Annotated in this window: 22 protein-coding genes; 13 read left to right on the forward strand and 9 right to left on the reverse strand. The window is 65.0% G+C overall.

The window, feature by feature from the left end; genetic code table 11:
- Window positions 1-9 precede the first annotated feature (9 nt).
- On the reverse strand, window positions 10-1,359 hold the full coding sequence (locus tag IVB26_RS13805; RefSeq protein WP_247972157.1) for an aspartate aminotransferase family protein: 1,350 nt from the start codon (window positions 1,357-1,359) through the stop codon (window positions 10-12).
- Window positions 1,360-1,362: 3 nt separating this feature from the next.
- Window positions 1,363-2,235, reverse strand: a complete 873-nt coding sequence (locus tag IVB26_RS13810) for a MurR/RpiR family transcriptional regulator (protein WP_247972158.1) — start codon at window positions 2,233-2,235, stop codon at window positions 1,363-1,365.
- A gap of 87 nt (window positions 2,236-2,322) precedes the next feature.
- Here IVB26_RS13810 and IVB26_RS13815 point away from each other — a divergent pair, with 87 nt between their 5' ends.
- Together IVB26_RS13815 and IVB26_RS13820 are read left to right on the forward strand one after the other, a co-directional pair.
- Complete coding sequence (locus tag IVB26_RS13815; protein ID WP_247972159.1) at window positions 2,323-3,507, forward strand: amino acid ABC transporter permease; 1,185 nt, start codon at window positions 2,323-2,325, stop codon at window positions 3,505-3,507.
- A 2-nt stretch (window positions 3,508-3,509) separates the two neighbouring features.
- On the forward strand, window positions 3,510-4,616 hold the full coding sequence (locus IVB26_RS13820; protein WP_247972160.1) for an amino acid ABC transporter permease: 1,107 nt from the start codon (window positions 3,510-3,512) through the stop codon (window positions 4,614-4,616).
- Window positions 4,617-4,795: 179 nt separating this feature from the next.
- Here IVB26_RS13820 and IVB26_RS13825 read toward each other — a convergent pair whose 3' ends face one another.
- Both IVB26_RS13825 and IVB26_RS13830 read right to left on the reverse strand, forming a co-directional pair.
- Window positions 4,796-6,214, reverse strand: a complete 1,419-nt coding sequence (locus IVB26_RS13825) for an amidase (RefSeq protein ID WP_247972161.1) — start codon at window positions 6,212-6,214, stop codon at window positions 4,796-4,798.
- Between the two features lie 114 nt (window positions 6,215-6,328).
- Window positions 6,329-7,105 carry an SDR family oxidoreductase gene (locus IVB26_RS13830; protein ID WP_247972162.1) on the reverse strand — a complete coding sequence of 259 codons (777 nt, stop codon included), beginning with the start codon at window positions 7,103-7,105 and terminating at the stop codon, window positions 6,329-6,331.
- A 155-nt stretch (window positions 7,106-7,260) separates the two neighbouring features.
- Here IVB26_RS13830 and IVB26_RS13835 point away from each other — a divergent pair, with 155 nt between their 5' ends.
- Window positions 7,261-8,334 (forward strand): tartrate dehydrogenase, encoded by a 1,074-nt coding sequence (locus IVB26_RS13835; protein ID WP_247972163.1) that lies wholly within the window; start codon window positions 7,261-7,263, stop codon window positions 8,332-8,334.
- Window positions 8,335-8,527: 193 nt separating this feature from the next.
- Here the strand turns inward: IVB26_RS13835 and IVB26_RS13840 are convergent, their stop codons facing one another.
- The 4 genes from IVB26_RS13840 to IVB26_RS13855 all read right to left on the reverse strand — a co-directional run bounded on the left by IVB26_RS13840 (window position 8,528) and on the right by IVB26_RS13855 (window position 12,796).
- Window positions 8,528-9,601 (reverse strand): malate/lactate/ureidoglycolate dehydrogenase, encoded by a 1,074-nt coding sequence (locus tag IVB26_RS13840; RefSeq protein ID WP_247972164.1) that lies wholly within the window; start codon window positions 9,599-9,601, stop codon window positions 8,528-8,530.
- Window positions 9,602-9,671: 70 nt separating this feature from the next.
- The gene (locus IVB26_RS13845; protein WP_247972165.1) at window positions 9,672-10,583 is read right to left on the reverse strand and encodes an NAD(P)-dependent oxidoreductase; all 912 of its coding nucleotides are present in this window, start codon (window positions 10,581-10,583) and stop codon (window positions 9,672-9,674) included.
- Between the two features lie 12 nt (window positions 10,584-10,595).
- Window positions 10,596-11,846 carry a Zn-dependent hydrolase gene (locus tag IVB26_RS13850; protein WP_247972166.1) on the reverse strand — a complete coding sequence of 417 codons (1,251 nt, stop codon included), beginning with the start codon at window positions 11,844-11,846 and terminating at the stop codon, window positions 10,596-10,598.
- A gap of 32 nt (window positions 11,847-11,878) precedes the next feature.
- A complete protein-coding gene (locus IVB26_RS13855; protein ID WP_247972167.1) occupies window positions 11,879-12,796 on the reverse strand; it encodes a LysR family transcriptional regulator in 918 nt (305 codons plus the stop codon).
- 120 nt (window positions 12,797-12,916) lie between these two features.
- Between IVB26_RS13855 and IVB26_RS13860 the strand changes: the two genes are divergently transcribed.
- The 6 genes from IVB26_RS13860 (at window position 12,917) to IVB26_RS13885 (ending at window position 18,547) form a co-directional block, all read left to right on the forward strand.
- Entirely contained in the window at window positions 12,917-13,732 is an 816-nt protein-coding gene (locus IVB26_RS13860; RefSeq protein WP_247972168.1) for a putative hydro-lyase, read from the forward strand.
- A gap of 89 nt (window positions 13,733-13,821) precedes the next feature.
- Entirely contained in the window at window positions 13,822-15,066 is a 1,245-nt protein-coding gene (locus IVB26_RS13865; RefSeq protein ID WP_247972169.1) for an ABC transporter substrate-binding protein, read from the forward strand.
- Between the two features lie 248 nt (window positions 15,067-15,314).
- A complete protein-coding gene (locus IVB26_RS13870) occupies window positions 15,315-16,148 on the forward strand; it encodes a branched-chain amino acid ABC transporter permease (RefSeq protein ID WP_246922800.1) in 834 nt (277 codons plus the stop codon).
- Window positions 16,148-17,131 carry a branched-chain amino acid ABC transporter permease gene (locus tag IVB26_RS13875; protein WP_247325285.1) on the forward strand — a complete coding sequence of 328 codons (984 nt, stop codon included), beginning with the start codon at window positions 16,148-16,150 and terminating at the stop codon, window positions 17,129-17,131. Before IVB26_RS13870 ends, IVB26_RS13875 begins: the two co-directional genes overlap by 1 nt.
- Window positions 17,128-17,859: an ABC transporter ATP-binding protein gene (locus IVB26_RS13880; protein ID WP_247972170.1), complete on the forward strand. Its 732-nt coding sequence runs from the start codon at window positions 17,128-17,130 to the stop codon at window positions 17,857-17,859. Before IVB26_RS13875 ends, IVB26_RS13880 begins: the two co-directional genes overlap by 4 nt.
- Window positions 17,843-18,547: an ABC transporter ATP-binding protein gene (locus IVB26_RS13885; protein ID WP_247972171.1), complete on the forward strand. Its 705-nt coding sequence runs from the start codon at window positions 17,843-17,845 to the stop codon at window positions 18,545-18,547. The genes IVB26_RS13880 and IVB26_RS13885 overlap by 17 nt, the downstream gene beginning before the upstream one ends.
- Before the next feature lie 123 nt (window positions 18,548-18,670).
- On the opposite strand, the gene otnC is transcribed toward IVB26_RS13885, so the two are convergent.
- Window positions 18,671-19,357, reverse strand: coding sequence for a 3-oxo-tetronate 4-phosphate decarboxylase (gene otnC / locus IVB26_RS13890; RefSeq protein ID WP_247972172.1), 687 nt, complete (start codon window positions 19,355-19,357; stop codon window positions 18,671-18,673).
- A 106-nt stretch (window positions 19,358-19,463) separates the two neighbouring features.
- Between otnC and ltnD the strand changes: the two genes are divergently transcribed.
- The 4 genes from ltnD (at window position 19,464) to IVB26_RS13910 (ending at window position 24,309) form a co-directional block, all read left to right on the forward strand.
- The gene (gene ltnD, locus IVB26_RS13895) at window positions 19,464-20,381 is read left to right on the forward strand and encodes an L-threonate dehydrogenase (RefSeq protein WP_247972173.1); all 918 of its coding nucleotides are present in this window, start codon (window positions 19,464-19,466) and stop codon (window positions 20,379-20,381) included.
- Between the two features lie 12 nt (window positions 20,382-20,393).
- A complete protein-coding gene (otnI, locus tag IVB26_RS13900; RefSeq protein WP_247972174.1) occupies window positions 20,394-21,176 on the forward strand; it encodes a 2-oxo-tetronate isomerase in 783 nt (260 codons plus the stop codon).
- On the forward strand, window positions 21,173-22,450 hold the full coding sequence (gene otnK, locus IVB26_RS13905) for a 3-oxo-tetronate kinase (RefSeq protein ID WP_247972175.1): 1,278 nt from the start codon (window positions 21,173-21,175) through the stop codon (window positions 22,448-22,450). The genes otnI and otnK overlap by 4 nt, the downstream gene beginning before the upstream one ends.
- A gap of 167 nt (window positions 22,451-22,617) precedes the next feature.
- A complete protein-coding gene (locus tag IVB26_RS13910; protein WP_247972176.1) occupies window positions 22,618-24,309 on the forward strand; it encodes a methyl-accepting chemotaxis protein in 1,692 nt (563 codons plus the stop codon).
- Window positions 24,310-24,365: the final 56 nt, after the last annotated feature.

The following is a 24,365-nucleotide window of genomic DNA, read 5'->3' on the forward strand; positions in this document are numbered from 1 at the left end:
ACTCTCCCCTCAGTGATTGACACTACGCAACACGTTGTCGACGGCCGTGCCGAGCTTGTCGACGATCAAGTCGATCTCGTCCGCGGAGGCGATATAAGGCGGCGCCAGCAGCACATGGTCGCCGCGCACGCCGTCCACGGTGCCGCCGCCCGGATAGCAGCCGAGCCCATTGGCGAGAGCCTCCGCCTTGATCTTATGATTGAGCTTGAGCGCGGGATCGAACGAGGTGCGGCTGGCCCGATCTTCGACCAGCTCGATCGCCCAGAACAGGCCACGACCCCTGATGTCGCCGACATGGCGGTGATTGCCGAAGCGCTCGGTCAGCCGCTGTTCGAGCTGCTTGCCGCGTTCCTTGATGCGGTCGAGCAGGCGGTCCTCGCGGATCACCTCCTGCACCGCGAGTGCGGCCGCGCAGGCGAGGGGATGTGCCAGATAAGTATGACCGTGCTGAAAGGCGCCTGAGCCGGCGCGGATCGTGTCGATGATCTTGCCGCTGGCGAGCATCGCGCCGATCGGCTGGTAGCCGCCGCCGAGCCCCTTCGCGATGGCCTGGATGTCAGGCGCGATGCCTTCCTGCTCCCAGGCGTGCGTGGTGCCGGTGCGGCCCATGCCACACATGACCTCGTCGAGGATGAGCAGCGCGCCGTGCCGGTCGCAGATCTCGCGCATGGCCTTGAAGTAGCCGTCGGGCGCGGTCACGGCGCCAGCGGTGGCGCCGACGACGGGCTCGGCGAGGAACGCAGCGACCGTGTCGGGGCCGAGCCGCTGAAACTCAGCTTCGAGCTCCGCCGCCAGGCGCGCCACGAACTGCGCGTCGGATTCAACGTCGTGCTTCTCGTGATAGGCAAAGGCCGGAGTCACGTGGCTGAAGGCGGCCGAGAGCAGGGGGGCATAGGGCGCGCGTCGCCAGGCGTTGCCGCCGGCGGCGAGCGCACCAAGTGTGTTGCCGTGATAGCTCTGTCGCCGCGCGATGAAATGCTGCCGCTGCGGCTCGCCGCGCTCGATGAAATATTGCCGTGCGAGCTTGATGCTGGCCTCGATCGCCTCCGATCCGCCGCTGACGAAATAGGCGTAGGCGAGGCCGCCCGGCTCATGCCCGACCAGCGTCTCGGCGAGGGCCTCCGCCGGCTCGGATGAGAAGAAGGCGGTGTGGGCATAGGCCAGCGTTGAAGCCTGCTTCGCCATCGCCGCGATCACGCGCGGATGCTGGTGGCCAAGGCAGGAGACGGCCGCCCCGCCGGAGGCATCGATGATGCGGCGCCCGTCCTCGGCAAACAGATAGACGCCTTCGCCGCCGATCGCCTTGGGCGGTGTGTCACGCAACGAACGGTGCAGCACGCGGCTGGTGCGAGCGCTCATGGGTCAACCTTTCTCCGAGACATAGGTGGAGGCGGCATTGAGCCGCGCCTCGGTATTTTCTAGCCGCTTCTTCGCGGCGACGCCGCCGAGCGAGAACGTCACCGCGGCGAGCGACTGCGCGATCGCGATGGCGCCGGTGAGGCTCGGAAAGAACCCGGGCGAGGAGGCGGCTTCGAACAGCAGCACGTGATCGGCGCCCTCGGCCATTGGCGCAGAGAGGCTGTCCGCAATCGCGATCAGGGTTGCGCCGCTGCGATGAGCGGCCTGCGCGACGCGGACGCTTGCATGTGTGTAAGGCAGGAAGCCGACGACAATGACGGCTTCGCCAGGACGGAACGCGCCGAGATCGAGATCGTCGGGGCCGGATGTGCCGACGATCTGCACCTGCTCGGGACGAAACAGCCGCAGCTCGTAGTTCAGAAGTTCCGCGACGCTGCGGCAGCTGCGATATCCCGCGATCCAGATCCGCTTTGCGTCATGCAGCGCGCGGGCGGCGTCCGCAATCGGCTGGGCCGGAATGCGCGGAAGGCCGGCAGCCTCGGCCTCGAGCTTGTCGATGACGAGCGCGACGTCGGCATTGGGGCCATGACGCCGGCGCTTCGCCCTGCCGGAGAAGGGCGAAGTCTGCGAGGGCCGTCGCGCTTCCGTCAACGCGGCCCGCAACTCGTCCCAGCCGGAATAGCCGATCGCCTTGGCGAGGCGCGTGAACGCGGCGGGATCGGCGCCGGCTTCCGCCGCGAGGTCGCGCATCGAACGGGTGGTGGCGTCGTAATCGTTGGCGGCGACGAAGCGACCGACTTCCTGCAGCCGCATCGGGAGCGACGGCAATGCAATGCGCAGTTCGCTCAGGGGCGAGGATTTCGCAGGCTCGGCCATGAAACATTTGTTGCACGAAACTAGGTTTGGTGCAACAGTTGACGTGCGCTGCCGGAAATCGCTGCATTCGAGAAGGATTTTTGTGCTGTGACCGCCGATCATCCCAGACCGCCGCCGCGCCGCCGCTTGTTCGCACTCGGGCGCAACGAGTTGATGGGCCTGTTCTGGCAGGTCCTGGTGGTCGGGACCGCGGTTGGAGTGATCGCCTTCCTCTGGTCCAACACCGTCACCAACCTCTCGGCGCGCCGCATCACGACAGGCTTTGCCTTCCTTGGCCGCGAGGCCGGCATGCCCATCGCCGACAGCTTGCTCGCCTACAATCCGAGAGATACCTATCTCTGGGCCTTCGTCGTCGGGGTCGGCAACACCCTGCGCGTCGCCGTGATCGGGATCGTGCTCGCGACCATCCTGGGCACGCTGATCGGCATCTCGCGATTGTCTGCCAACTGGCTGTTGTCGCGGCTCGCCGCCGTCTATGTCGAAACCCTCCGCGACATCCCGCTGCTGCTTCAACTCCTGTTCTGGTACGTGCTGATGCAGGCGCTGCCGGCCGCGCGCGCGGCATGGCGGCCGATCGAGGGCGTGTTCCTCTCCAATCGCGGGCTGATCCTTCCGGCCATTCCGCTTGGCCCGCTGCAGCTTTGGGTGCTCGGCACCGCGCTGCTCGGGTTCGCCGTGTTCTATCTCGTCCGGAGGCAGCTCATCGTGCAGCAGATGCGCGACGGCAAGCCGCGACCAGCCTGGCCGTTTGCACTCGGCCTTGTCATTGTGCTGCCCGCAGCCCTCTCGTTGGTGCTCGGCGTGTCCTGGAAGGTTGAATGGCCGGAGCTGCGCGGCTTCAATTTCGTTGGCGGGCTGACGCTCGCTCCGGAATATTTCGCGCTGCTGATTGCGCTCGTGACTTACACCTCGGCGTTCATCGCCGAGATCGTGCGCAGCGGCATCCAGTCCGTACCGCGCGGGCAGTGGGACGCCGCCAATGCGCTTGGTCTCCGCCGCAGCTTCATGCTGCGGCAGATCATCCTGCCGCAGGCGCTGCGCGTCATCGTGCCGCCGATGACGAGCCAGTATCTCAACCTGACCAAGAATTCCTCGCTCGCGGTGGCAATCGGCTACCAGGACGTTGTCTCGATCGCCAACACCACGCTGAACCAGACCGGCCAGGCGATCGAAGCCATCGCGCTGATCATGGCCGTGTTCCTGACCATCAGTCTTTCCATCAGCTTCTTTATGAACTGGTACAATGCGCGCATCGCGCTGGTGGAGCGCTGATCATGACTGTGATCGCCGACATCCCCGATGCACCCCGCGCAGCCCGCCGACCGCAAGCCGGCAATCCGGCGCTGCGCTGGCTCCGCGCCAATTTGTTCTCGTCGATCCCGAACGGCATCCTCACGATCGTGCTGCTGGCAGTGGTCGCCAAGGGTATCTTCAGCTTCGTTCAGTGGGGCATCGCCAATGCCGTCTGGCTGACGCCGGCGAACGACTCAGCCGCCTGCCGCGCAGTGCGAGGCGTCGGGGCCTGCTGGGCGATCATCCCGGAAAAATACCGTTTCATCCTGTTCGGCACCTATCCGTTCGACGAGCAGTGGCGGCCGGCTCTGTCGGTGCTGCTGTTCATCGCGCTGTTCTATCTCTCTACCCGCCGCGCGCTGTGGCGGCGCGAGCTGGTCCTTGTCTGGATCGGTGCGCTCGCGCTGATCAGCGTGCTGATGTGGGGCGGGGTGCTCGGGCTCTCCTTCGTCTCGCAGGACCGCTGGGGTGGCCTACCGGTGACGCTGATCCTGGCGACGTTCGGGCTGGCGTTCGGTTTTCCGCTCGGCATCCTCGTCGCGCTCGGCCGACGCTCGAAGCTGCCGGCGATCCGCTCGCTCAGCGTGCTCTATGTCGAGCTGATCCGCGGCGTGCCGCTGGTGAGCCTGTTGTTCATGGCGAGCGTGATGTTCCCACTGTTCATGCCGGCTGGATTCAACATCGACAAGCTCTTGCGTGCGCAGATCGCGATCATCCTGTTCGCGGGCGCCTACCTTGCCGAAGTCATCCGCGGTGGCCTTCAGGCCGTGCCCCGCGGGCAGTACGAGGCGGCCGATGCGCTCGGGCTGTCCTATTGGCGCAAGCACCGGCTGATCGTGCTGCCGCAGGCGATCCGCCATGTCATCCCGCCGCTGGTCAATACCTTCATCGCCTTCTTCAAGGACACCAGCCTTGTGTTGATCATCGGCATCTTCAACCTGCTGACGACGGCGAAGACCGCGATCATTGATCCCGCGTGGCAACAGTTCTCGGTCGAGGTCTACATTTTCGTCGCCGCGATCTATTTCGTATTCTGCTTCGCGATGTCGCGCTATAGCCGCAGCCTGGAAGCGACGAGCGGAAGGTGATCTTCCTTCTCCCCTTGTGGGAGAAGGTGGCGCGAAGCGCCGGATGAGGGGTTGCTTCAGCGAACTCCCACGATGAGATTTCAGCGCGGAGAGATACCTCTCACCCGTCTCGCCGCTATGCGGCGAGCCACCCTCTCCCACAAGGGGAGAGGGGTACCGCGCTAGCATTATGGATCCCGCTACTTCTTCGCCTTCGGATCGATCGGCGTCGTGCCGCGCAGGCCCAAAATATCCTCCAGCACCTTCGCGCCCGCGAGTACGTCGGCGTCGCTTCGCGGCGCTCCGACCACCTGCACGCCGACCGGCAGACCCGACGCCGTGAAGCCGCACGGCAGCGACAGCGAGGGGCAGCAGGCCAGCGTGATGGCGTAGACGATGCCGAGCCATTCGACGTAATTGTCGAACCTCTTGCCGGCGCATTCGGCGACATAGCGGTGCTCGATCGGGAAGGGCGGCACGATCGTGGTGGGGGTCAGCAAGAGATCGTAGGTCTTGAAGAACTCGACGGCCCGCGCGGTCATGCCGACGCGCTGGGCCTCGGCGCGCTCGAGCCGCTCCACCGTGAGCTTGAGGCCTTCCTCGATGTTCCAGATCACCTCGGGCTTGAGCAGGTCGCGTTTGGTCCGGAGAAGTTGCGCTTTGCTGATCGCGAAGTCGAAGGCACGCAGCACGTGGAAGCATTCATGCGCCTCGCGCCAGTCCGGATGCGCCTCCTCGACGATGGCGCCCGCCTCGGCAAAGCGTTCAGCTGCCTTGCGGGTGATCGCCTTCACCTCGGGATCGACAGGCGTAATGCCGAGATCGGGCGAATAGGCGATGCGCTTCGGCTTCCTGCCCGACTGTGCCGCCGACAGGAACGAGATCACGGGCGCCGGCAGCGACAGTGGATCGGCGGCATAGTCGCCGCTCATGGCATCGAGCAGCAGCGCGAGATCCTCGACATTGCGCGCCATCGGGCCCTGTACGCCGAGATTGCGATCTATGCCCGCTTTCGGCGTATGCGCAACGCGGCCGATGCTCGGCCGCATGCCGACGATGCCGCAGAAAGCCGCCGGGCTGCGCAAGCTGCCGCCCATGTCGGAGCCCTGCGCGAGCCAGGCCATGCCGGTGGCGAGCGCCACTGCCGCGCCGCCGGAGGAGCCTGCCGCGGATTTCGAAATATCCCAGGGGTTGAGCGTCGCGCCGAACACCTCGTTGAAGGTGTTGGCGCCGGCGCCGAATTCCGGCGTGTTGGATTTCGCGTAGACCACCGCGCCATTGGCTTCGAGATTCTCGACCATGAGGTCGGACTTGGCAGGGATATTGTCCTTGAAGATCGGCGAGCCCTGGGTGTTCAGCACGCCCGCAACGTCGGTCAGATCCTTGATCGGCACCGGCAGGCCCGCGAGCAGCCCCCTCGCGCCGGCGGGTTTCCGCATCAGCGCCTTGGCGCTGTCCCGCGCGCGATCGAAGCACAGTATCGGCAGTGCATTGACCTTGCCGTCGACCTCACTGATGCGCTGCTCTACCGTATCCAGCAGTTCGAGCGGCGAGACGTCGCCGGAGCGCAGCTTGTCGACGACGGCGCATGCGGTTTCGCGGATCAGCTCTTGAGACAACGATTTTTCTCCTGTGCTTACTGTGTCGTCATTGCGAGCGCAGCGAAGCAATCCGGACTATTGCCCGCTGATACATTCCTGGACTGCTTCACTGCGCTCGCAATGACGGATAAACTAACCCCACCCGGCGCTGATGCCGCCGTCCACCGTATAGATCACGCCCGACGTATACCCGGCGCGATCCGACGCCAGGAACGCCATGAGATCCCCGATCTCACGCGCATGCGCAGGGCGGCCGAGCGGCAGGCTCTTCTGGAATTCCTTGTAGCGGCTCTCGTCGCCGAACTGGTGCTTGGCCCTCGTCTTCAGCAGTGTGACGTGGCGGTCCGTGCCGACAGGACCGGGATTGATGCCGACCACGCGGATGTTGTCGGCAAGACTCTTGCCGCCGAGCGCGCGGGTAAAGGCCATCAGCGCGGCATTGCCGGCACTGCCGCAGATGTAGTTGGCGTCGAACTTTTCGCCGGCAGCCCCGATGTCGTTGACGATGACGCCGCCGCCTCTAGCTTTCATCTGCGCGTAGATCTGCCGTGTGAGGTTGATGTAGCCGAATACTTTCAATTCCCAGGCGTGGCGCCAGGTCGTCTCGTCGATCTTGTCGATCGAACCGCCGGGGATGTCGCCGGCATTGTTGACGAGCACGTCGATGTCGGCGGCTTCGCTGGCGAGCCGCGCCACGTCCTCCGCCTTGCGCAGGTCGACGATGCTCGTTGCGGCGTCGATCTGGTGTGCGGAACGCAATCGGTCGGCCAGCGCCTTGAGCTGGTCGCCGCTGCGGGCGGCGAGCAGGAGGTGCGCGCCTTCCTCGGCAAACGCCTCGGCGGCGGCAGCGCCAATGCCCTTTGACGCGCCCGTGATCAGGACACGCTTGCCACTCAGATGCAAATCCATGAGGGGTACTCGCAGGATAGGAACAGGATAAAATCAGTAGGCGCTTGGCCGCGCCATGGTCAACATTGCAGTGCAGCGTTGCACTGCCGACGCGTTTGGTCCATTGCAGTGCGGTCAAAAGGCGGCGGCTGCCGGACCAACCAAGGACGTTCTCGATGAGCAAGAAACAATACCGGATCGCAGTCATTCCCGGCGACGGCATCGGCAAGGAAGTGATGCCCGAAGGCCTGCGCGTTCTGGAGGCTGCGGCGAAGAAGCACGGGGTCGCCGTGCATTTCGACCATTTCGACTTCTCGTCCTGGGACTATTACGAGAAGCACGGCCAGATGATGCCGGACGATTGGAAGGACAAAATCGGCAAGCACGATGCGATCTATTTCGGCGCGGTCGGCTGGCCGGCCAAGATTCCGGACCACGTCTCGCTGTGGGGCTCGCTGATCAAGTTTCGCCGCGAGTTCGACCAATATGTGAACCTGCGCCCGGTGCGACTGATGCCCGGCGTGCCGTCGCCGCTGGCGGGCCGCAAGCCTGGCGATATCGATTTCTGGGTGGTGCGCGAGAACACGGAAGGCGAATATTCCTCCGTCGGCGGCCGCATGTTCCCGGACACCGACCGCGAGTTCGTGACGCAGCAGACCGTGATGACCCGCACCGGCGTCGATCGCATCCTGAAGTTCGCCTTCGAGCTCGCGCAGTCGCGGCCGAAAAAGCACCTGACTTCAGCGACCAAGTCGAACGGCATCTCCATCACCATGCCCTATTGGGACGAGCGCGTGGAGGCGATGGCCAAGAAGTTTCCGGGCGTGAAGTGGGACAAGTACCACATCGATATTTTGACGGCGAACTTCGTGCTGCATCCGGACTGGTTCGACGTCGTGGTCGGCTCGAATCTGTTCGGCGACATCCTCTCCGATCTCGGCCCGGCCTGCACCGGCACCATCGGCATCGCGCCGTCTGGCAATATCAACCCCGAGGGCGATTTCCCCTCGGTGTTCGAGCCGGTGCACGGCTCGGCGCCCGATATCGCAGGCCAGGGTATCGCTAACCCGATCGGCGCGATCTGGTCAGGGGCGATGATGCTCGAGCATCTCGGCGAGAAGGAAGCCGGCAAGTCGATTGTCGATGCGATCGAGCGCACGCTCGCCGAACGCACGCTGCGCACCAAGGACCTCGGCGGCAACGCGGATACGACAGCGTGCGGCAAGGCGGTCGCGGATATGGTGGATTGAGGTGCTACTTTCCCTCTCCCCTTGTGGGAGAGGGTGGCTCGCCGCGTAGCGGCGAGACGGGTGAGGGGTCTGTCTCCGCGGAGACAGGCGTCTATCAGTTGCACGATTGCTCGCGGATAGAACCCCTCATCCGGCGCTTCGCGCCACCTTCTCCCACAAGGGGAGAAGGGAAGGGAACGTGCTCCCGCGCCGTTCAGCCCGCGATCTTCTCGATTGCTGCCTGATCCAGCCCGAACTTCTTCCCGGCCTCCAGGATCTCCTGCCACGTGGTCGGATCGACCGGAATGCCTTCGGCGAGGCGCTTCTTCCTGGTTTCGCGTTCGGGGTCGCCCGCGATCTTGACCTTGTCGATGCCGGCTGCGGGCGGCGAGCCGGTGTGCCAGGCGACGAAGCTCTCGGCCTCGCGCGCGAGGTTTTCGCCGGTGCCGAGCTTGCTCGGGTCGATGACAATCGAGAGCATACCGTTGAGGACGTTGTACTTGCCGTCGGACGGGCCCTTGACCACCTGCCCGCCGGAGAGCGCGCCGCCGAGGATTTCGCACACCAGCGCGAGCCCCGAACCCTTGTGCTCGCCGAACGGCAGGATGGCGCCGTACGGCGGGATCACGGTATAGCGCGGATTGACCGTGGGCCTGCCTTCATCGTCGATGATGGTGCCGCCCTCAAGCTCGACGCCCTTGTTGTGGGCAACGCGGGTCTTGCCCTGCGCGATCTTGCTGGTGGCGAAGTCGAGCACGATCGGGTCCTTGCCCCTGCGCGGAATGCCGACGCAGAACGGGTTGGTGCCGTGGCGCGCATCGCTGCCGCCCCAGGGCGCCACGATCGGCCGTGAGATCACGTTGACGAAGTGGATCGAGACGAGGCCGTGGTCGATGCACTGCTCGGCCCAATGGCCGATGCGGCCGATATGGTGCGAGTTGGAAAGACCGACGAGGCACACGCCGTTTTGCTTGGCGCGCTCGGCCGCGAGCTCCATCGCTTCATGGCCGATCACCTGGCCGTAGCCGGTGAGGCCGTCGAGGGTGAGAAGCGGCCCGGTGTCGAGCACGATCTTGACGTGCTGGTTTACGGCGAGGCCGCCGTTGGTGACGCTCTGGACATAGCGCGGGATCATGCCGACGCCGTGGGAGTCGTGGCCTTTGAGATTGGCCTCGACGAGATTGGTGGACACGAGCTCGGCCTCGCGGTCCGAGGAGCCGCCGGCCTTGACGATGGCGCGGATGGCGTTGGTGAGCGGCTCTGCCTTGATGGTGCGATAGTCGGCCATTGTTGTTGCTCTTGTCCCTTCACGATTTGGCGGGAAGCGTAGGGTGGGTTAGGCGAAGCCGTAACCCACTCTACGATTTCACGATCCGGCGGCAGTGAACCCATGCCGCTTCGATCAGGTTCTCGCTCGCTTCCGGCGTGCGGAACGCCGAATGCGCCGACAGAGTCACGTTCGGGATCTTCGTCAGCGGATGATCGCCGGGCAAGGGCTCGGTGTTGAACACGTCGAGACCGGCATGGCGGATATGGCCCGACTTCAGCGCATCGATCATCGCCGCTTCGTCGACGATCGCGGCACGGGCGGTGTTGACGAGGATGACACCGCGCTTCATCGCAAATATCTTCTCGCGCGTGATCATGCCGCGCGTCTCGTCGTTGAGCAGCAGATGCAGCGAAACGACGTCGCTTCTGGCCAGCACCGTATCGAGATCGGTGAACTCCACGCTCGCGTGGCTCTTCGGCGAGCGGTTCCAGGCGATCACCTTCATGCCGCTGCCCGATGCGATGCGCGCAACCTCGGCGGCGATGCCGCCGAACCCGATCAGGCCGAGCGTCTTGCCGGTGAGCTGCATGCCGTCCTCACGCAGCCAGTTGCCGCCGCGCATCTCGCGATCCATCATCGCGATGACACGAGCCGAGGCCCACATCAACGCGATCGCGGATTCGGCGACCGCAGTGTCGCCGTAACCCTTGATCAGATGCACGGAGATGCCGAGTTCGCTGAGCTCCTCCGGATTCATGTAGCTGCGCGCGCCGGTGCCGAGGAATACGACGTGCTTCAGCCCGGTGCACTTCTTTGCCACGTCGGTCGGCAGGGCGGTGTGGTCGACGATCGCGATCTCGGCCCCATCGAGGATCTCGGGATATTGCTCGGGCTTGATATCGGGATTCCTGTGGATCCGCACCTTGGGATCATCAGGCTGCTCCAGCCGCTCCATGATCACGGCCAAGGTTTCGTTGGCGTCGACGAATACTCCGCGCATGGCTCTCTCCGGTCAGGACGCGACGCCGGCGATCGCCAGCACGGTATGCATGAGGACGTTGGTGCCTGCGGCGCAATCCGGCTGCGTTGCGTCCTCCAGCTCGTTGTGGCTGATGCCGTCCTTGCAGGGCACGAACACCATCGCGGCAGGCATGACGGTGTTGAGGTTGCAGGCATCGTGGCCGGCGCCGGAGGTGATGCGGCGAGAGGAATAGCCGAGCGTCTTCGCCGCGTTCTCGACTGCCGAAATGAGCTTGGGATCGAAATGCGTCGGCGGCTTGCGCCAGACCAGATCAACCTTGACCTCGACCTTGCGGCGCGCGGAGATCTCGGCGATCGCGGCGCGCAGATCGCGATCGAGCGCGTCCATGATGGCGCCGTCCGCGCTGCGGCAATCCATGGTGAAGGCGATCTCGCCGGGAATGACGTTGCGCGATGGATTTGCGATCACAGCCTCGCCGATGGTGCCGACGGCGTTCGGCCCGTGCTTCCTGGCAATGGCCTCCATCGCCAGCACGATCTCCGACAGTGTCGCCAGCGCATCGCGCCGCAGCGGCATGGGGGTCGAGCCCGCATGGCTCTCGAAGCCGGAGATCTTGCCGTCATACCACAGCACGCCCTGGCCGGAATCGACCACGCCGATGGTCTTTCCTTCGGCCTCCAGGATCGGGCCCTGCTCGATGTGCAGCTCGACGAAGCAGCCGAGCTTCTGGAAGCCGACCGGCTTGTCGCCGCGATAGCCGATGCTGTCGAGCGCCTGCCCGACGGTCGTGCCCTCGGCGTCCTTGCGCGACAAAATGTCGTCGGTGGTGAAGTCGCCGACGTAGGCCGCGGAGGCCATCATCGCAGGTGCGAAGCGCGAGCCTTCCTCGTTGGTCCAGTTGACCACGCAGATCGGCGCTTCAGTTTCGATACCGGCGTCGTTCAGCGTGCGGATCACCTCCAGCGCGCCGAGCGTTCCCAGGATGCCGTCATACTTGCCGCCGGTCGGCTGCGTGTCGAGATGCGAGCCGATGCCGACAGGCGGCTTCGACATGTCGCGGCCCTTGCGCAGGCCGAACTGCGATCCGAGCGCGTCGACGTGGACTTCCAGTCCGGCGTCTTCGCAGGCGTTGCGGAACCAGTCGCGCACCTGCTTGTCTTCGTTGCTCAGTGTCAGCCGCCGCACGCCGCCTTTGGCTGTCGCACCGAATTGTGCGGTCTCGTGGATCGAGCCCCAGAGGCGGGCGGAATCGATTTGCAGATTGGTGGCGGCTCGGCTCATGCGGTCGTTCTCTCTTTTGTCCGGCGCCTGTTTCAATGACGCGCCAGCGCGGGCGCGTCAACCGCGAGGCTGCTCTGCGCAATCTGCCGAGCCAGCTCGGCGACGCGCTCCACGGCGACGACGTCGGGCGAGGCGAGCCAGCTCGCGGTGAAGGTCAGAGGTGCGATCGCAAGATCGGTATCGAGCAGTTGCAGCCGCCCGTCGGCGAGCTCGTTCTCCACAATGGCGTCGGGGATCACGGCGACGCCGAGCCCTTCCACCGCCATGTGGATCACGGTCGCAAGCGAGGCGGAGGCGTGCAGCCGGATCGGCGGCAGCTCGGGGCGGTCGAATACCTCGCGCACGACCTCGTAAGGCTTGGTCTTGCGCGGGAAGGTGATGATCGGAAACCGCGCAAGCTCCGCCGGCGTCACCGGGCCATTGCCAAGGCCGAGCGAGGGGCTTGCGAGGAAGCCGATTGGATAATCGGCAAGCACGCGATTGTGCACGCCGGAAGCGGACAGAGGGCCGACGACGAAGGCAAGCTCGATCTCCTGTGCGAGCAGGCGCGCAGTGAGGTTCGGCGTGATGTCGACTTCGATCTCCAGCGAGAGGTTCGGATAGACCTGGTTCACGCTCTTCACGAGGCGCGGCAGCCAGGTGTGCACGATGGTCTCGGCAACGCCGAGCCGCATCACGCCGCGCATCGCCGAGCGGTCGCCGATCTCCGCCATCATCTGAGCACGCAGGCCGATCAGCTTCTCCGCATAGACCATCATCTGCCGGCCGCTCGGGGTCGGTGAGGCCACGCGATGATCGCGGTTGAGGAGCTTCACGCCCATCTCGCGCTCCAGCTGGGCGATGCGCTGGGAGATCGCCGGCTGGGTCGTGTTGAGCCGTTGGGCGGCACCGCGGAAGCTGCCGAGCTTCACAACCCAGAGGAACGTCTCGATCGACCTGAAGTCCAGCATTGGAAGGATTTTCCCAATCGATAAATTGGATTTATCGATATTGATTAGAAACGACGATTAGACTTTATAGCACGCTTGGTGTTGGCTTGTCCTTGTCGAGTTTATAGGCAGGTCGATTACATGACTGTTTTGGTGGCAGCGCAGCAAACTGAAACGCCCGACGCCCTTCCGAGCCGCAAGGCCCGGCTCGCCTATCGCGAGGGGCTGGTGGCCTCCACCGCCGGCGTCGCCCCTGGCTTCGTCCAGGGCAATCTGGCGATCCTGCCGGCGGAATATGCCAGCGCCTTTCACCGCTTCTGCCAGCTCAACCCGAAGCCGTGCCCGATCATCGGCATGTCCGATGCCGGCAGTCCATTCATCCCCTCGCTCGGCGCCGACCTCGACATTCGCACCGACGTGCCGCGCTACCGCGTCTGGCGCGACGGCGAGGTCGTGGATGAGCCGACCGACGTGACGAAGCATTGGCGCGACGATCTCGTCACCTTCGTGCTCGGTTGCTCCTTCTCGTTCGAAGAGGCGCTGCTCGACGAGGGCATGCCGATCCGCCACATCGAGAAGAACGTGCGCGTGCCGATGTATCGCACCAACATCGCCTGCGGCGAGGCGGGGCCGTTCGCCGGTCCCATGGTGGTGTCGATGCGCCCGTTCAAGCCGGCGGACGCGATCCGTGCGGTGCAGATCACCTCGCGCTACCCGGCCGTGCACGGCGCGCCCGTGCATCTCGGCCATCCGCATCTGATCGGCATCAAGGATATCGCCAAGCCCGACTACGGCGATCCGGTGCCCGTCGCCGACGACGAGATTCCGGTGTTCTGGGCCTGCGGCGTGACGCCGCAATCCGTGATCAACGCCGCGAAACTCCCGTTCGCCATTACGCATTCGCCCGGCCTGATGCTGGTGACGGATCTCAAGAACAGGACCATGGCCGTGATTTAGTGGGCAGCGTTTGCTGCTTCTTCGAGCTTTACCGCATTCATCAATCGCTTCATTCGATCAGCCGAAATTCAGTCACAGGGGACTCTGCCATGACGATCACTCGCCGCGACGTATTGTTAGGTGCCACCGCCACCGCTGCGCTGGTGCCGCTCGCTGCACGCGCACAGACTTCGGAAGTCGTGATCGGCGTGATCTATCCGTTCTCCGGCGGCAGCGCGCAGCAGGGCGTCGATGCGCAGAAGGCCTATGAGACCGCGCTCGAGGTCATCAACAAGGACACCGATTTCGACTTGCCGCTGGGCAAGGGCGAGGGCCTGCCGGGCCTCGGCGGCGCCAAGGTCCGCCTCGTATTCGCCGATCACCAGGCCGATCCGCAGAAGGGCCGCGCCGAGGCCGAGCGCCTGATCACGCAGGAGAAGGTCAGCGCCATCATCGGCACCTATCAGAGCGCGGTCGCCGTGACCGTCAGCCAGATCTGCGAACGCTACCAGGTCCCGTTCGTCTCCGCCGACAATTCCTCGCCGAGCCTGCATCGCCGCGGCCTCAAATATTACTTCCGCGCCGCGCCGCATGACGAGATGTACTCGGCCGCGATGTTCGACTTCTTCGATGCCATGAAGAAGAAGGGCACCAAGATCGAGACGCTGTCCCTGTTCCACGAGGACACCATCTTCGGAACCGATTCCGGCAACGCCCAGGCCAAGATCGCCGGCGAGCGCGGCTACAAGATCGTCACCGACATCAAGTATCGCGCCAACTCGCCCTCGCTCTCGGCCGAGGTGCAGCAGCTCAAGTCTGCGAATGCCGACGTGCTGATGCCCTCGAGCTACACCACCGACGGCATCCTGCTGGTCAAGACCATGGCCGAGCTCGGCTACAAGCCGAACGCGATCGTGGCGCAGGACGCGGGCTTCTCCGAGAAGGCGCTCTATGATGCGGTCGGCGACAAGCTCGAGGGCGTGATCTCGCGCGGCACCTTCTCGCTCGACCTCGCGCAGAAGCGCCCGATGGTCGGCAAGATCAACGACATGTTCAAGGCGCGGTCGGGCAAGGATTTCAACGACCTCACCTCGCGCCAGTTCATGGGCCTGATCATCCTCGCCGACGCCATCAGCCGCGCCAAGTCGACCGACGGCGAGAAGATCCGCGATGCGCTGGCGGCGACCGACATCCCGGGCGAGCAGACCATCATGCCCTGGAAGCGCGTCAAGTTCGACGAGATGGGCCAGAACAACGACGCCGACCCGGTGCTGCTGCAATATGTCGGCGGCAAGTTCGTCACCATCTTCCCGCCGCAGGCCGCGATCGCCGAGGCGATCTGGCCGATGAAGTAAACGTTTCGGGGAGGGCAGGGGCCGGCGTTGTAGGAAGCAGGCTGCTCCCACACCGTCATTGCGAGGAGCCCGCGACAAATTGCGCAGCAATTTGCGCGGGCGACGAAGCAATCCGGACTGCTTCCTTGGCGACATTTTCTGGATTGCTTCGCTTCGCTCGCAATGACGGAGCAAATGATGACGCTTCGAACGGGGGACGACTTTTGACAGCCCAAGCCATTATCCAGAGTCTCGCAAGCGGCCTGCTCATGGGCCTGCTGTACGGACTGATCGCCGTCGGCCTCGCGCTGATCTTCGGCCTGATGGACGTCACGAACTTCGCCCATGGCGAGTTCCTGATGATCGCGATGTACCTGTCCTTCTTCCTGTTCGCGTTCTTCGCCATCGACCCCTTGCTGTCGGCGCCATTGGTCGCCGCGGGGCTCTTCATCTTCGGGGCGGTGATCTATCTCTTGATTGTACGCTTCGCCATGCGGGCCAAGGCCAATGCCGGCATGGTGCAGATCTTCACGACCTTTGGCCTTGCCATCGTCATGCGCGGCCTGGCGCAGTTCTTCTTCACGCCGGACTATCGCAGCATTCCGCAGTCCTGGCTCGGCGGCAAAACCATCTCGATTGGCGGGATCTTCCTGCCGGAGCCGCAGCTGGTCGGTGCGCTGGTGTCGATCGCGGCCTTTGCCGGTCTCTACTTCTTCATCCACCGCACCGATTTCGGCCGCGCGATCGAAGCCACCCGCGAAGATCCCGGTGCGGTCGCACTGGTTGGCATCGACAAGAACCGCGTGTTCGCGTTCGGCTGGGGCCTTGGCGCCGCGCTGGTCGGCCTCGCCGGCGCGATCATGGCGAGCTTCTTCTACATTTATCCCGACGTCGGCGCGTCCTTTGCCCTGATCGCCTATGTCACCGTGGCGCTCGGCGGCTTCGGCAGCGTGTTCGGCGCCTTTGCCGGTGGTATCATCGTCGGCCTCGTCGAAGCCACCACCGCCCTGGTGCTCCCGCCGTCGTTGAAATCGGTCGGCATCTACGCGGTCTATCTGCTGGTCGTCTTCATCCGGCCGCGCGGCCTGTTCGGATCGATCTGATGGACAAGGATTTTGCAGCGCGGCGCCGCCGCGACCTCATCATCGCCGCGGTGCTTGCCGCGATCGCCGCGCTCACGCCGTTGTTCGTGAAGGACGTCGTCGTCCAGAACATCCTGATCCTGACGCTGATGTATGCGGGACTGTCGCAGAGCTGGAACATCCTGTCCGGCTATTGCGGGCAGATCTCGCTCGGGCACGCGCTGTATTTCGGCCTGGGTGCCTACACCACCGAGCTGCTGTTCACCAAGTTCGGCGTGCTGCCCTGGTTCGGCATGCTGGCGGGCGGCGTGGTGTCGGCGCTGATCGCGATGGGCCTCGGTTATCCCTTCTTCCGCCTGCGTGGCCATTACTTCGTGATCGCCACCATCGTCATCGCCGAGATCGGATTGCTGCTGTTCCACAACTGGGAATGGGCCGGTGCGGCGATGGGCATCACCATTCCGATCCGCGGCGACAGCTGGCTGAAATTCCAATTCCTGCGCACCAAGCTGCCGTATTTCTATTTCGCGCTGGCGCTGTGCTGCCTCGCCTGGTTCGTCACCTGGTGGCTGGAAAACTCCAAATGGGGATTCTGGTGGCGCGCGGTGAAGGACAATCCGGATGCGGCCGAGAGTCTCGGCGTCGACGTGTTCAATTCCAAGATGGGTGCGGCCGCCGTCTCCGCCTTCCTTGTCGCGGTGGGGGGCAGCTTCTATGCCCAGTTCGTCTCCTACATCGACCCTGAGAGCGTCATGGGCTTCCAGTTTTCGCTGCTGATGGCGCTGCCCGCCGTGCTCGGCGGCATCGGCACCCTGTGGGGGCCGGTGTTAGGAGCCGCCATTCTGATCCCGCTGACCGAGCTGACGCGCTTCAAGTTCGGCGGCTCGGGGCGCGGTGTCGATCTCATTGTCTACGGCACGCTGATCGTCCTGATCTCGCTGGCCTTGCCGCGGGGACTGCTGAGCCTGTTTTCGCGACCGAAGAAGACGGGAGCCGCAAGATGACCCCGCTCCTCGAAACCCGCGGCGTCTGGCAGCGCTTCGGCGGCCTCGTCGCCAACAGCGATGTCTCGATCTCGGTCGGGCGCGGCGAGATCGTCGGCCTGATCGGCCCCAACGGCGCCGGCAAGTCGACGCTGTTCAATCTCATCGCCGGCGTGCTGCCGCCCACCCAGGGATCGATCTGGTTCGACGGCGAGGACGTCACCCGCATGCCGGCGGCCGAGCGCTGCCAGCGCGGCGTCGGGCGCACCTTCCAGGTGGTCAAGAGCTTCGAGACCATGACGGTGATCGACAACGTCATCGTCGGCGCGCTCGTGCGCAACACCGTGATGCGCGAGGCCCGCCGCAAGGCCCATGAGGTGCTGGAATTCACCGGCCTTGCCGGGCGCGCCGACGTGCTGGCGAGCGACCTCGTGCCGGCCGAAAAGCGCCGCCTCGAAGTCGCCCGTGCGCTCGCGACCGAACCGAAGCTGCTGCTGCTCGACGAAGTCCTCACCGGCCTGACTCCGACCGAGGCGCAGACCGGCGTCGCGCTGGTGCGCAAGGTGCGCGATGCCGGCATCACCGTGTTGATGGTCGAGCATGTCATGGAGATCGTGATGCCGCTGGTCGACCGCGCCATCGTGCTCGACCTCGGCAAGGTGCTGGTCGAGGGCAAACCCGCCGATGTCGTCCGCGATCCCAAGGTGATCAGCGCATATCTGGGAGATCGTCATGCTCAGCGTGCGTGAAGTCACGACCGCCTATCAGGGCCTGGTTGCGATCTCCGCGGTCTCGATCGAAGTCCAGAAGGGCGAGATCGTCTGCGTGGCCGGCGCCAACGGCGCGGGCAAGTCGACGCTGCTCAAATCCATCGCCGGTGCCGAGCGCCCGCGCTCGGGCACCGTGACATTCGACGGCAAGCGCCTCGATGGCATGGCGCAGCACCACATCACCGCCACCGGCATCGCCTATGTGCCGGAGAACCGCCGCCTGTTTCCGCGCCTGTCGGTGCGCGACAATCTCCGCCTCGGCAGCTATCTCTACCGAAGCGAGGCGAACCGCGAGGGGCCGCTCGATCTCGTGTTCCAGCTGTTTCCGCGCCTGTCCGAACGTTTGGAGCAGCGCGCCGAAACACTCTCCGGCGGCGAGCAGCAGATGCTCGCGATTGGCCGTGCGCTGATGACGCGCCCGCGGCTGTTGATGCTGGACGAGCCGTCGCAGGGCATCATGCCGAAGCTGGTCGACGAGATCTTCCAGGCCGTGAAGCGCATCCGCGACGCCGGCATGACCGTCCTGATCGTCGAGCAGCGCATGGCCGAGTGCCTGGAGATCGCCGACCGCGCCTACATCCTGCAAACCGGCCGCGTGCTGATGCAGGGGCCGGCAGCCGAGATCAGGGGCAATCCGGACGTGCGCAAGGCGTATCTGGGACTGTAACGGCAGGGAAGATTTCGTAGGGTGGGCAAAGCGAAGCGTGCCCACGCCTTCCAAAGACGTGGGCACGGCGCTGGCGCGCCTTTGCCCACCCTACAGCATCCTCGCAACGGCGGTGTACGTGGCTCAATGCCCGTGCCCGTGCTCCGGCAACGTCACCCCGAACACCTTCACCAGATCCGTCACCTGCTCCGGCGACAGATACCGCGGGTTCATCCCGCGGAGCAGCAGATACAGCTTCGCCGTCTCCTCCAGCTCCTCGGTCGCGAACACCGCGGCTTCCAGCGTGTCGCCGGCGACGACCGGGCCGTGATTGGCGAGCAGCACGGATGAATATTTCCCCGCCAAGCCCTTGATCGCGTCCGCGACCGCGGGATCGCCGGGGCGGTAATAGGGCACGAGCGCGGTGGCGCCGCATTTCATCAGGTAATAGGCCGTCATCGGCGGCAGCGCGGCGCGCGGGTCGATCTCGGGCAGCATCGACAGCGCGACCGAATGCGTGGAGTGCAGATGCACGATCGCCCTCGCGCTCCCGCGCGTGTCGTAGAGCGCATTGTGCAGCGGAACTTCCTTGGTCGGCGCATCGCCCGAAACCAGCCGGCCCTGATCGTCGAGCCGCGACAGCTTTGCGGGATCGAGGAAGCCGAGCGAGGCATTGGTCGGCGTCACCAGCCAGCCGCCACCGTCCAGCCTGATGCTAATGTTGCCGGAGAACCCCGGCGTCAGCCCGCGCTCGAACAGCGACCGTCCGAAGCGGCAGATGTCCTCGCGCAGCCTGGTCTCGTTGCTGTTCTCAGTCCTCATGGCCGTCATGTCCGCTTGTCTCACGCTTTGGCAGCGCGGCCAAGCCGTGTTATCGGTTCGCCGAGCCGCCGCAAAGGCCGGCCGTCCGGGAAACGTTCGCAAGGGTCAGTTGCATATGTCCGCCTCCACCTCACAAAATCAGCGCATCGCCGTCATCGGGCTCGGCTCGATGGGATTCGGCATGGCGACCTCGCTGAAGCGCGCCGGCCATGCCGTGACCGGCTGCGACGTTTCGGCGGATGCCGTCGCGCGCTTCGTGAAGGATGGCGGCGCGGGTGCGAAGACCCCGGCCGAAGCGGCCAAGGAGGCCGATACCGTCGTCAGCGTCGTCGTCAATGCGGCGCAGACCGAGACGATCCTGTTCGGCAAGGACGGCGCCGCCGAGACCATGCCCGCAGGCGGCGTCTTCATATCCTCTGCCACTATGGATCCCGACGTGGCGCGGCGCCTCGCCAAGCAGCTCGAGGCGACGGGCCGGCACTATCTGGATGCGCCGATCTCCGGTGGGGCGCAGCGCGCTGCACAAGGCGAGCTGACGATCCTGGCCTCCGGCAGTCCCGCCGCGTTTGCCAAAGCACGGCCCGCGCTCGATGCCATGGCGGCAAAGCTCTACGAGCTCGGTGATGCCGCGGGCCAGGGTGCCGCCTTCAAGATGATCAACCAATTGCTCGCCGGCGTGCACATCGCCGCCGCCAGCGAAGCCATGGCATTCGCGGCCAAGCAGGGCCTCGACATCCGCAAGGTCTACGAGGTGATTACGGCCTCCGCCGGCAATTCCTGGATGTTCGAGAACCGGATGCCGCATGTGCTCGACGGCGATTACACGCCGCGCAGCGCCGTCGAGATTTTCGTCAAGGATCTCGGCATCATCCAGGACATGGCGCGCAGTGCCAGATTTCCGGTGCCGGTCTCCGCTGCCGCGCTCCAGATGTTCTTGATGACAGCCGCCGCCGGCATGGGCCGCGACGACGACGCATCGGTGGCGCGGATGTATGCGCAGGTCACCGGCGTCAAGTTGCCCGGCGACAAGTAAAAAGGGACTCCGATGCCGCGTTTTGCCGCCAACCTCTCGATGATGTTCACCGAGGTGCCTTTCCTCGATCGCTTCGATGCCGCAGCTCAGGCCGGCTTCACCGCGGTCGAGTTTCTCTTTCCCTATGATCATCCGGCGGAGGCGGTTGGCGAGCGGCTCAAGCGCAACGGCCTGACCCAGGCACTGTTCAACCTGCCGCCGGGCGACTGGAATGCCGGCGAGAAGGGTTTTGCGGCGCTCCCCTCGCGCTTTTCCGATCTCAAGGCGAGCCTGGAGACGGCGTTGCCCTACGCCAAGGCGACCGGCGTCAAGCGCCTGCATTTGATGGCCGGCATTGCCAACCGCGGCGAGCGCGTGGCGATCGAAGCATTCTACAAGTCGGTGGCATGGGCCGCGGAATTCTTCGCACCCCACGGCATCGACATCGTGATCGAGCCGATCAATGCCCGCAACGTGCCCGGCTACTTCCTCAACGATTTCGGCTTCGCCCGCGACCTGATCCAGGAGCTGAGGCTTGCAAACCTGAAGCTCCAGTTCGACATCTATCATTGCGGGATCATCCATGGCGACGTCACCATGCGCCTGCGCGAGATGATGCCGATCATCGGCCACATCCAGATCGCCAGCATCCCCTCGCGCAACGAGCCCGACGGCGAGGAGCTGAACTATCCGTTCCTGTTCGAAGAGCTTGACCGCCTCGGCTATGCCGGCTTCGTCGGCTGCGAATACAACCCGCGGGGCAAGACAATCGACGGCCTCGCCTGGTTCAAGCCTTACGCTGGAGTGAAGCCGTGACACTTGCGTTGGGCTGCATAGCCGACGATTACACCGGCGCGTCCGATCTCGCCAACACGCTGACGCGCGCGGGCCTGCGCACCGTGCAGACCATCGGCGTGCCCGCGGACGATCTGGCGCTGCCCGAGGTCGACGCCGTCGTGGTGTCGCTGAAGAGCCGCTCGATCGAGGCTGGCCTTGCCGTGTCGCGCTCGCGCGCGGCGGAGACATGGCTGCGCGGCCGCGGCGCTGGTCACGTGCTGTTCAAGATCTGTTCGACCTTCGATTCCACCGATGCCGGCAATATCGGCCCGGTGATGGATGCGCTGCGCGCCGACTGCGGCGAAGCTGCCGTTCTGGTGACGCCGGCGTTCCCGGAGACCGGGCGCACCGTCTACCAGGGTAACCTCTTCGTCGGCGCCGTGCCGTTGAACGAGAGCCCGTTGAAGGACCATCCGCTGAACCCGATGCATGATTCCAACCTGGTGCGCGTGCTGGCGCGCCAGAGCAGGACGCAGATCGGTCTCGTCGACCTCGCCACCGTGGCACGCGGCGCGGATGCCGTGCGGACGCGGCTGGCCGAGCTCGCGGGCAAGGGCATCGGCGCCGCCATCATCGACGCCGTGTTCGACCGCGACCTCGAGACTATCGGCCTCGTGGCCGGCGAACATCGCTTGTCGGTCGGTGCCTCCGGCATCGGTCTCGGGCTTGCGCGCGCGCTGGTGTCGACAGGCAAGGTCAAATCGGCTGCTGCGAGCAGCGAGGCAGGCGCGGCGGTCGGCGGACCGGCGGCCTGCCTTGCCGGAAGCTGCTCGCAGGCGACGCTTCAGCAGATCGCCAATGCCGAACGCGTCATGCCGGTGTTACATCTCGATCCGGAGCAGATTGTCTCAGGCCGGGGCGAAGCGCAGCGCGCGCTCGGCTGGGCTCGGCCGCTTCTGGCGGATGGTCCGGTCTTGATCGCTTCGAGCGCGACACCGGAAGCCGTTGCCGCCGTTCAGGCACGACACGGCCGCGATGCGGCCGGGCATGCCATCGAGCAGGCCATGGCCGACATCGCCGACGGCCTGGTGCAGGCCGGCGTCCGGCGCCTGATCGTTGCCGGCGGCGAGACGTCTGGTGCCGTGGTCGACCGGTTGAAGATTCCTGGATTTCTCGTCGGAGTAGAGATCGCCCCGGGGGTCCCGGTCCTGCGCGCGGTCGGTGCGGACGCGGGCGAGATGTTGCTTGCCCTCAAATCGGGCAATTTCGGCGGCGCGGAGTTTTTCACGGAGGCGCTTGGCCTCATGCGCTGAGCGCAGGGCATTCTTAGCTGCCCATTCATTTCTTTCTGGCTTCCGTACTCGTACGGAGTCGTAGTTAACATCTGCTCAGGTGCTCTGGTGTTGGATGTCGGCGCTGCTCCCTTTGGTTGATTCGTAATTCCCGGACGCCCGCCGGCTCCAGTATAAAGAGACCCAATATGCTTGCCACCATTTCCATCCGCGCCAAGATTATCAGTGTCGTGGCGTTCCTGCTGGTCGCGATGGCCGGCATGGGTCTGCTCGCCGTCATGAAAATGCGATCGATGAATGCCAACACCGTCGACATCACCACGAGCTGGATGCCGAGCGTCCGGGTGCTGGGCGATCTTCGCGCCAGCGTGATCACCTATCGCAACGTGGTGCGCCAGCACATGCTGTCCGAGACCCTCGAAGACAAGCTGGCAAACGAGAAGACCGCCGGCACCGTGATCGAGGCACTCGTCAAGGCCCGCGCAAAGTACGAGCCGATGATCACCTCCCCCGAGGAGCGGAAGCTCTACAACGACTGGGCCAAGCTCTGGGACGACTACAAGAAGGGCACCGACGAGGTCATGGCGCTGTCGCGCAAGGAGGCCGGCAAGGTCCCGCACGAGGCGCAGGAGCTGAACACCAAGACCGTCAACAAGATCGGCCTCGCATCGGATGAGGTTCTGACCAAGGACATCGAGCTCAACACCAAGGGCGGTGACCAAGCCGCGCAGGACGCGGCGGACAGCTATTCCTTCGCCTTCATGCTGGTCTCGATCATCCTGGGCTCCGCCATCATCGTCGGTATCGGCATCAGCTTCTATCTCGTTCGCGACGTCTCGAGCGGCATCAACTCGATCGTCGAGCCGATGCAGGCGCTGGGCAGGGGCGACCTTTCCGCCGAGGTCCCGCATCGCGGCGAGAAGACGGAGATCGGCGCCATGGCCGACGTACTCCAGATCTTCAAGGAGGCGCTCATCGCCAAGAAGGCCGCGGACGAGGCCGCGGCCGCGGATGCCGAAGCCAAGATCGAGCGCGGCCGCCGCGTCGACAACATCACCCGCGAATTCGAAACCATGATCGGCGAGATCGTCCAGACCGTGTCGTCGGCTTCGACCCAGCTGGAGGCCTCCGCCTCGACGCTGACGTCGACGGCCGACCGCTCGCAGAGGCTGGCGACCACCGTTGCCGGAGCTTCGGAGGAAGCCTCGACCAACGTGCAGTCGGTGGCCTCGGCGACCGAAGAGATGGCCTCGTCGGTCGGCGAGATCAGCCGTCAGGTGCAAGAATCGGCGCGGATGGCGGGCGACGCCGTCGGCCAGGCGCGCGCCACCACCGAACGCGTCAGCGAGCTGTCCAAGGCCGCGTCCCGCATCGGCGACGTCGTCGAGCTGATCAACACCATCGCCGGCCAGACCAATCTGCTGGCGTTGAACGCAACCATCGAAGCCGCACGTGCCGGTGAAGCCGGCCGCGGCTTCGCGGTGGTGGCCTCCGAGGTCAAGGCGCTCGCCGAGCAGACCGCGAAGGCGACCGGCGAGATCGGCCAGCAGATCTCCGGCATCCAGGCGGCGACCAACGATTCGGTCGGCGCCATCAAGGAGATCTCCTCGACCATCGAGCGTCTGTCGGAGATATCGTCGGCGATCGCAGCGGCGGTGGAAGAGCAGGGCGCGGCGACGCAAGAGATCGCCCGCAACGTGCAGCAGGCCGCGCAGGGCACGCAGCAGGTCTCCTCCAACATCACCGACGTGCAACGCGGCGCGACCGAGACCGGCACGGCCTCTTCGCAGGTGCTGTCGGCGGCGCAAATGCTGTCGAACGACTCGGGCCGGCTGAAGACCGAAGTCAGCAAGTTCCTGACCAACGTGCGCGCGGCGTAATCCTTCGCGCGACCTGCCGACCAAACCACGAGCGGCGCCAAAAGCGCCGCTCGTCT

The organism is Bradyrhizobium sp. 195 (assembly GCF_023101665.1).
In the GTDB taxonomy this organism is placed as follows: Bacteria; Pseudomonadota; Alphaproteobacteria; order Rhizobiales; family Xanthobacteraceae; genus Bradyrhizobium.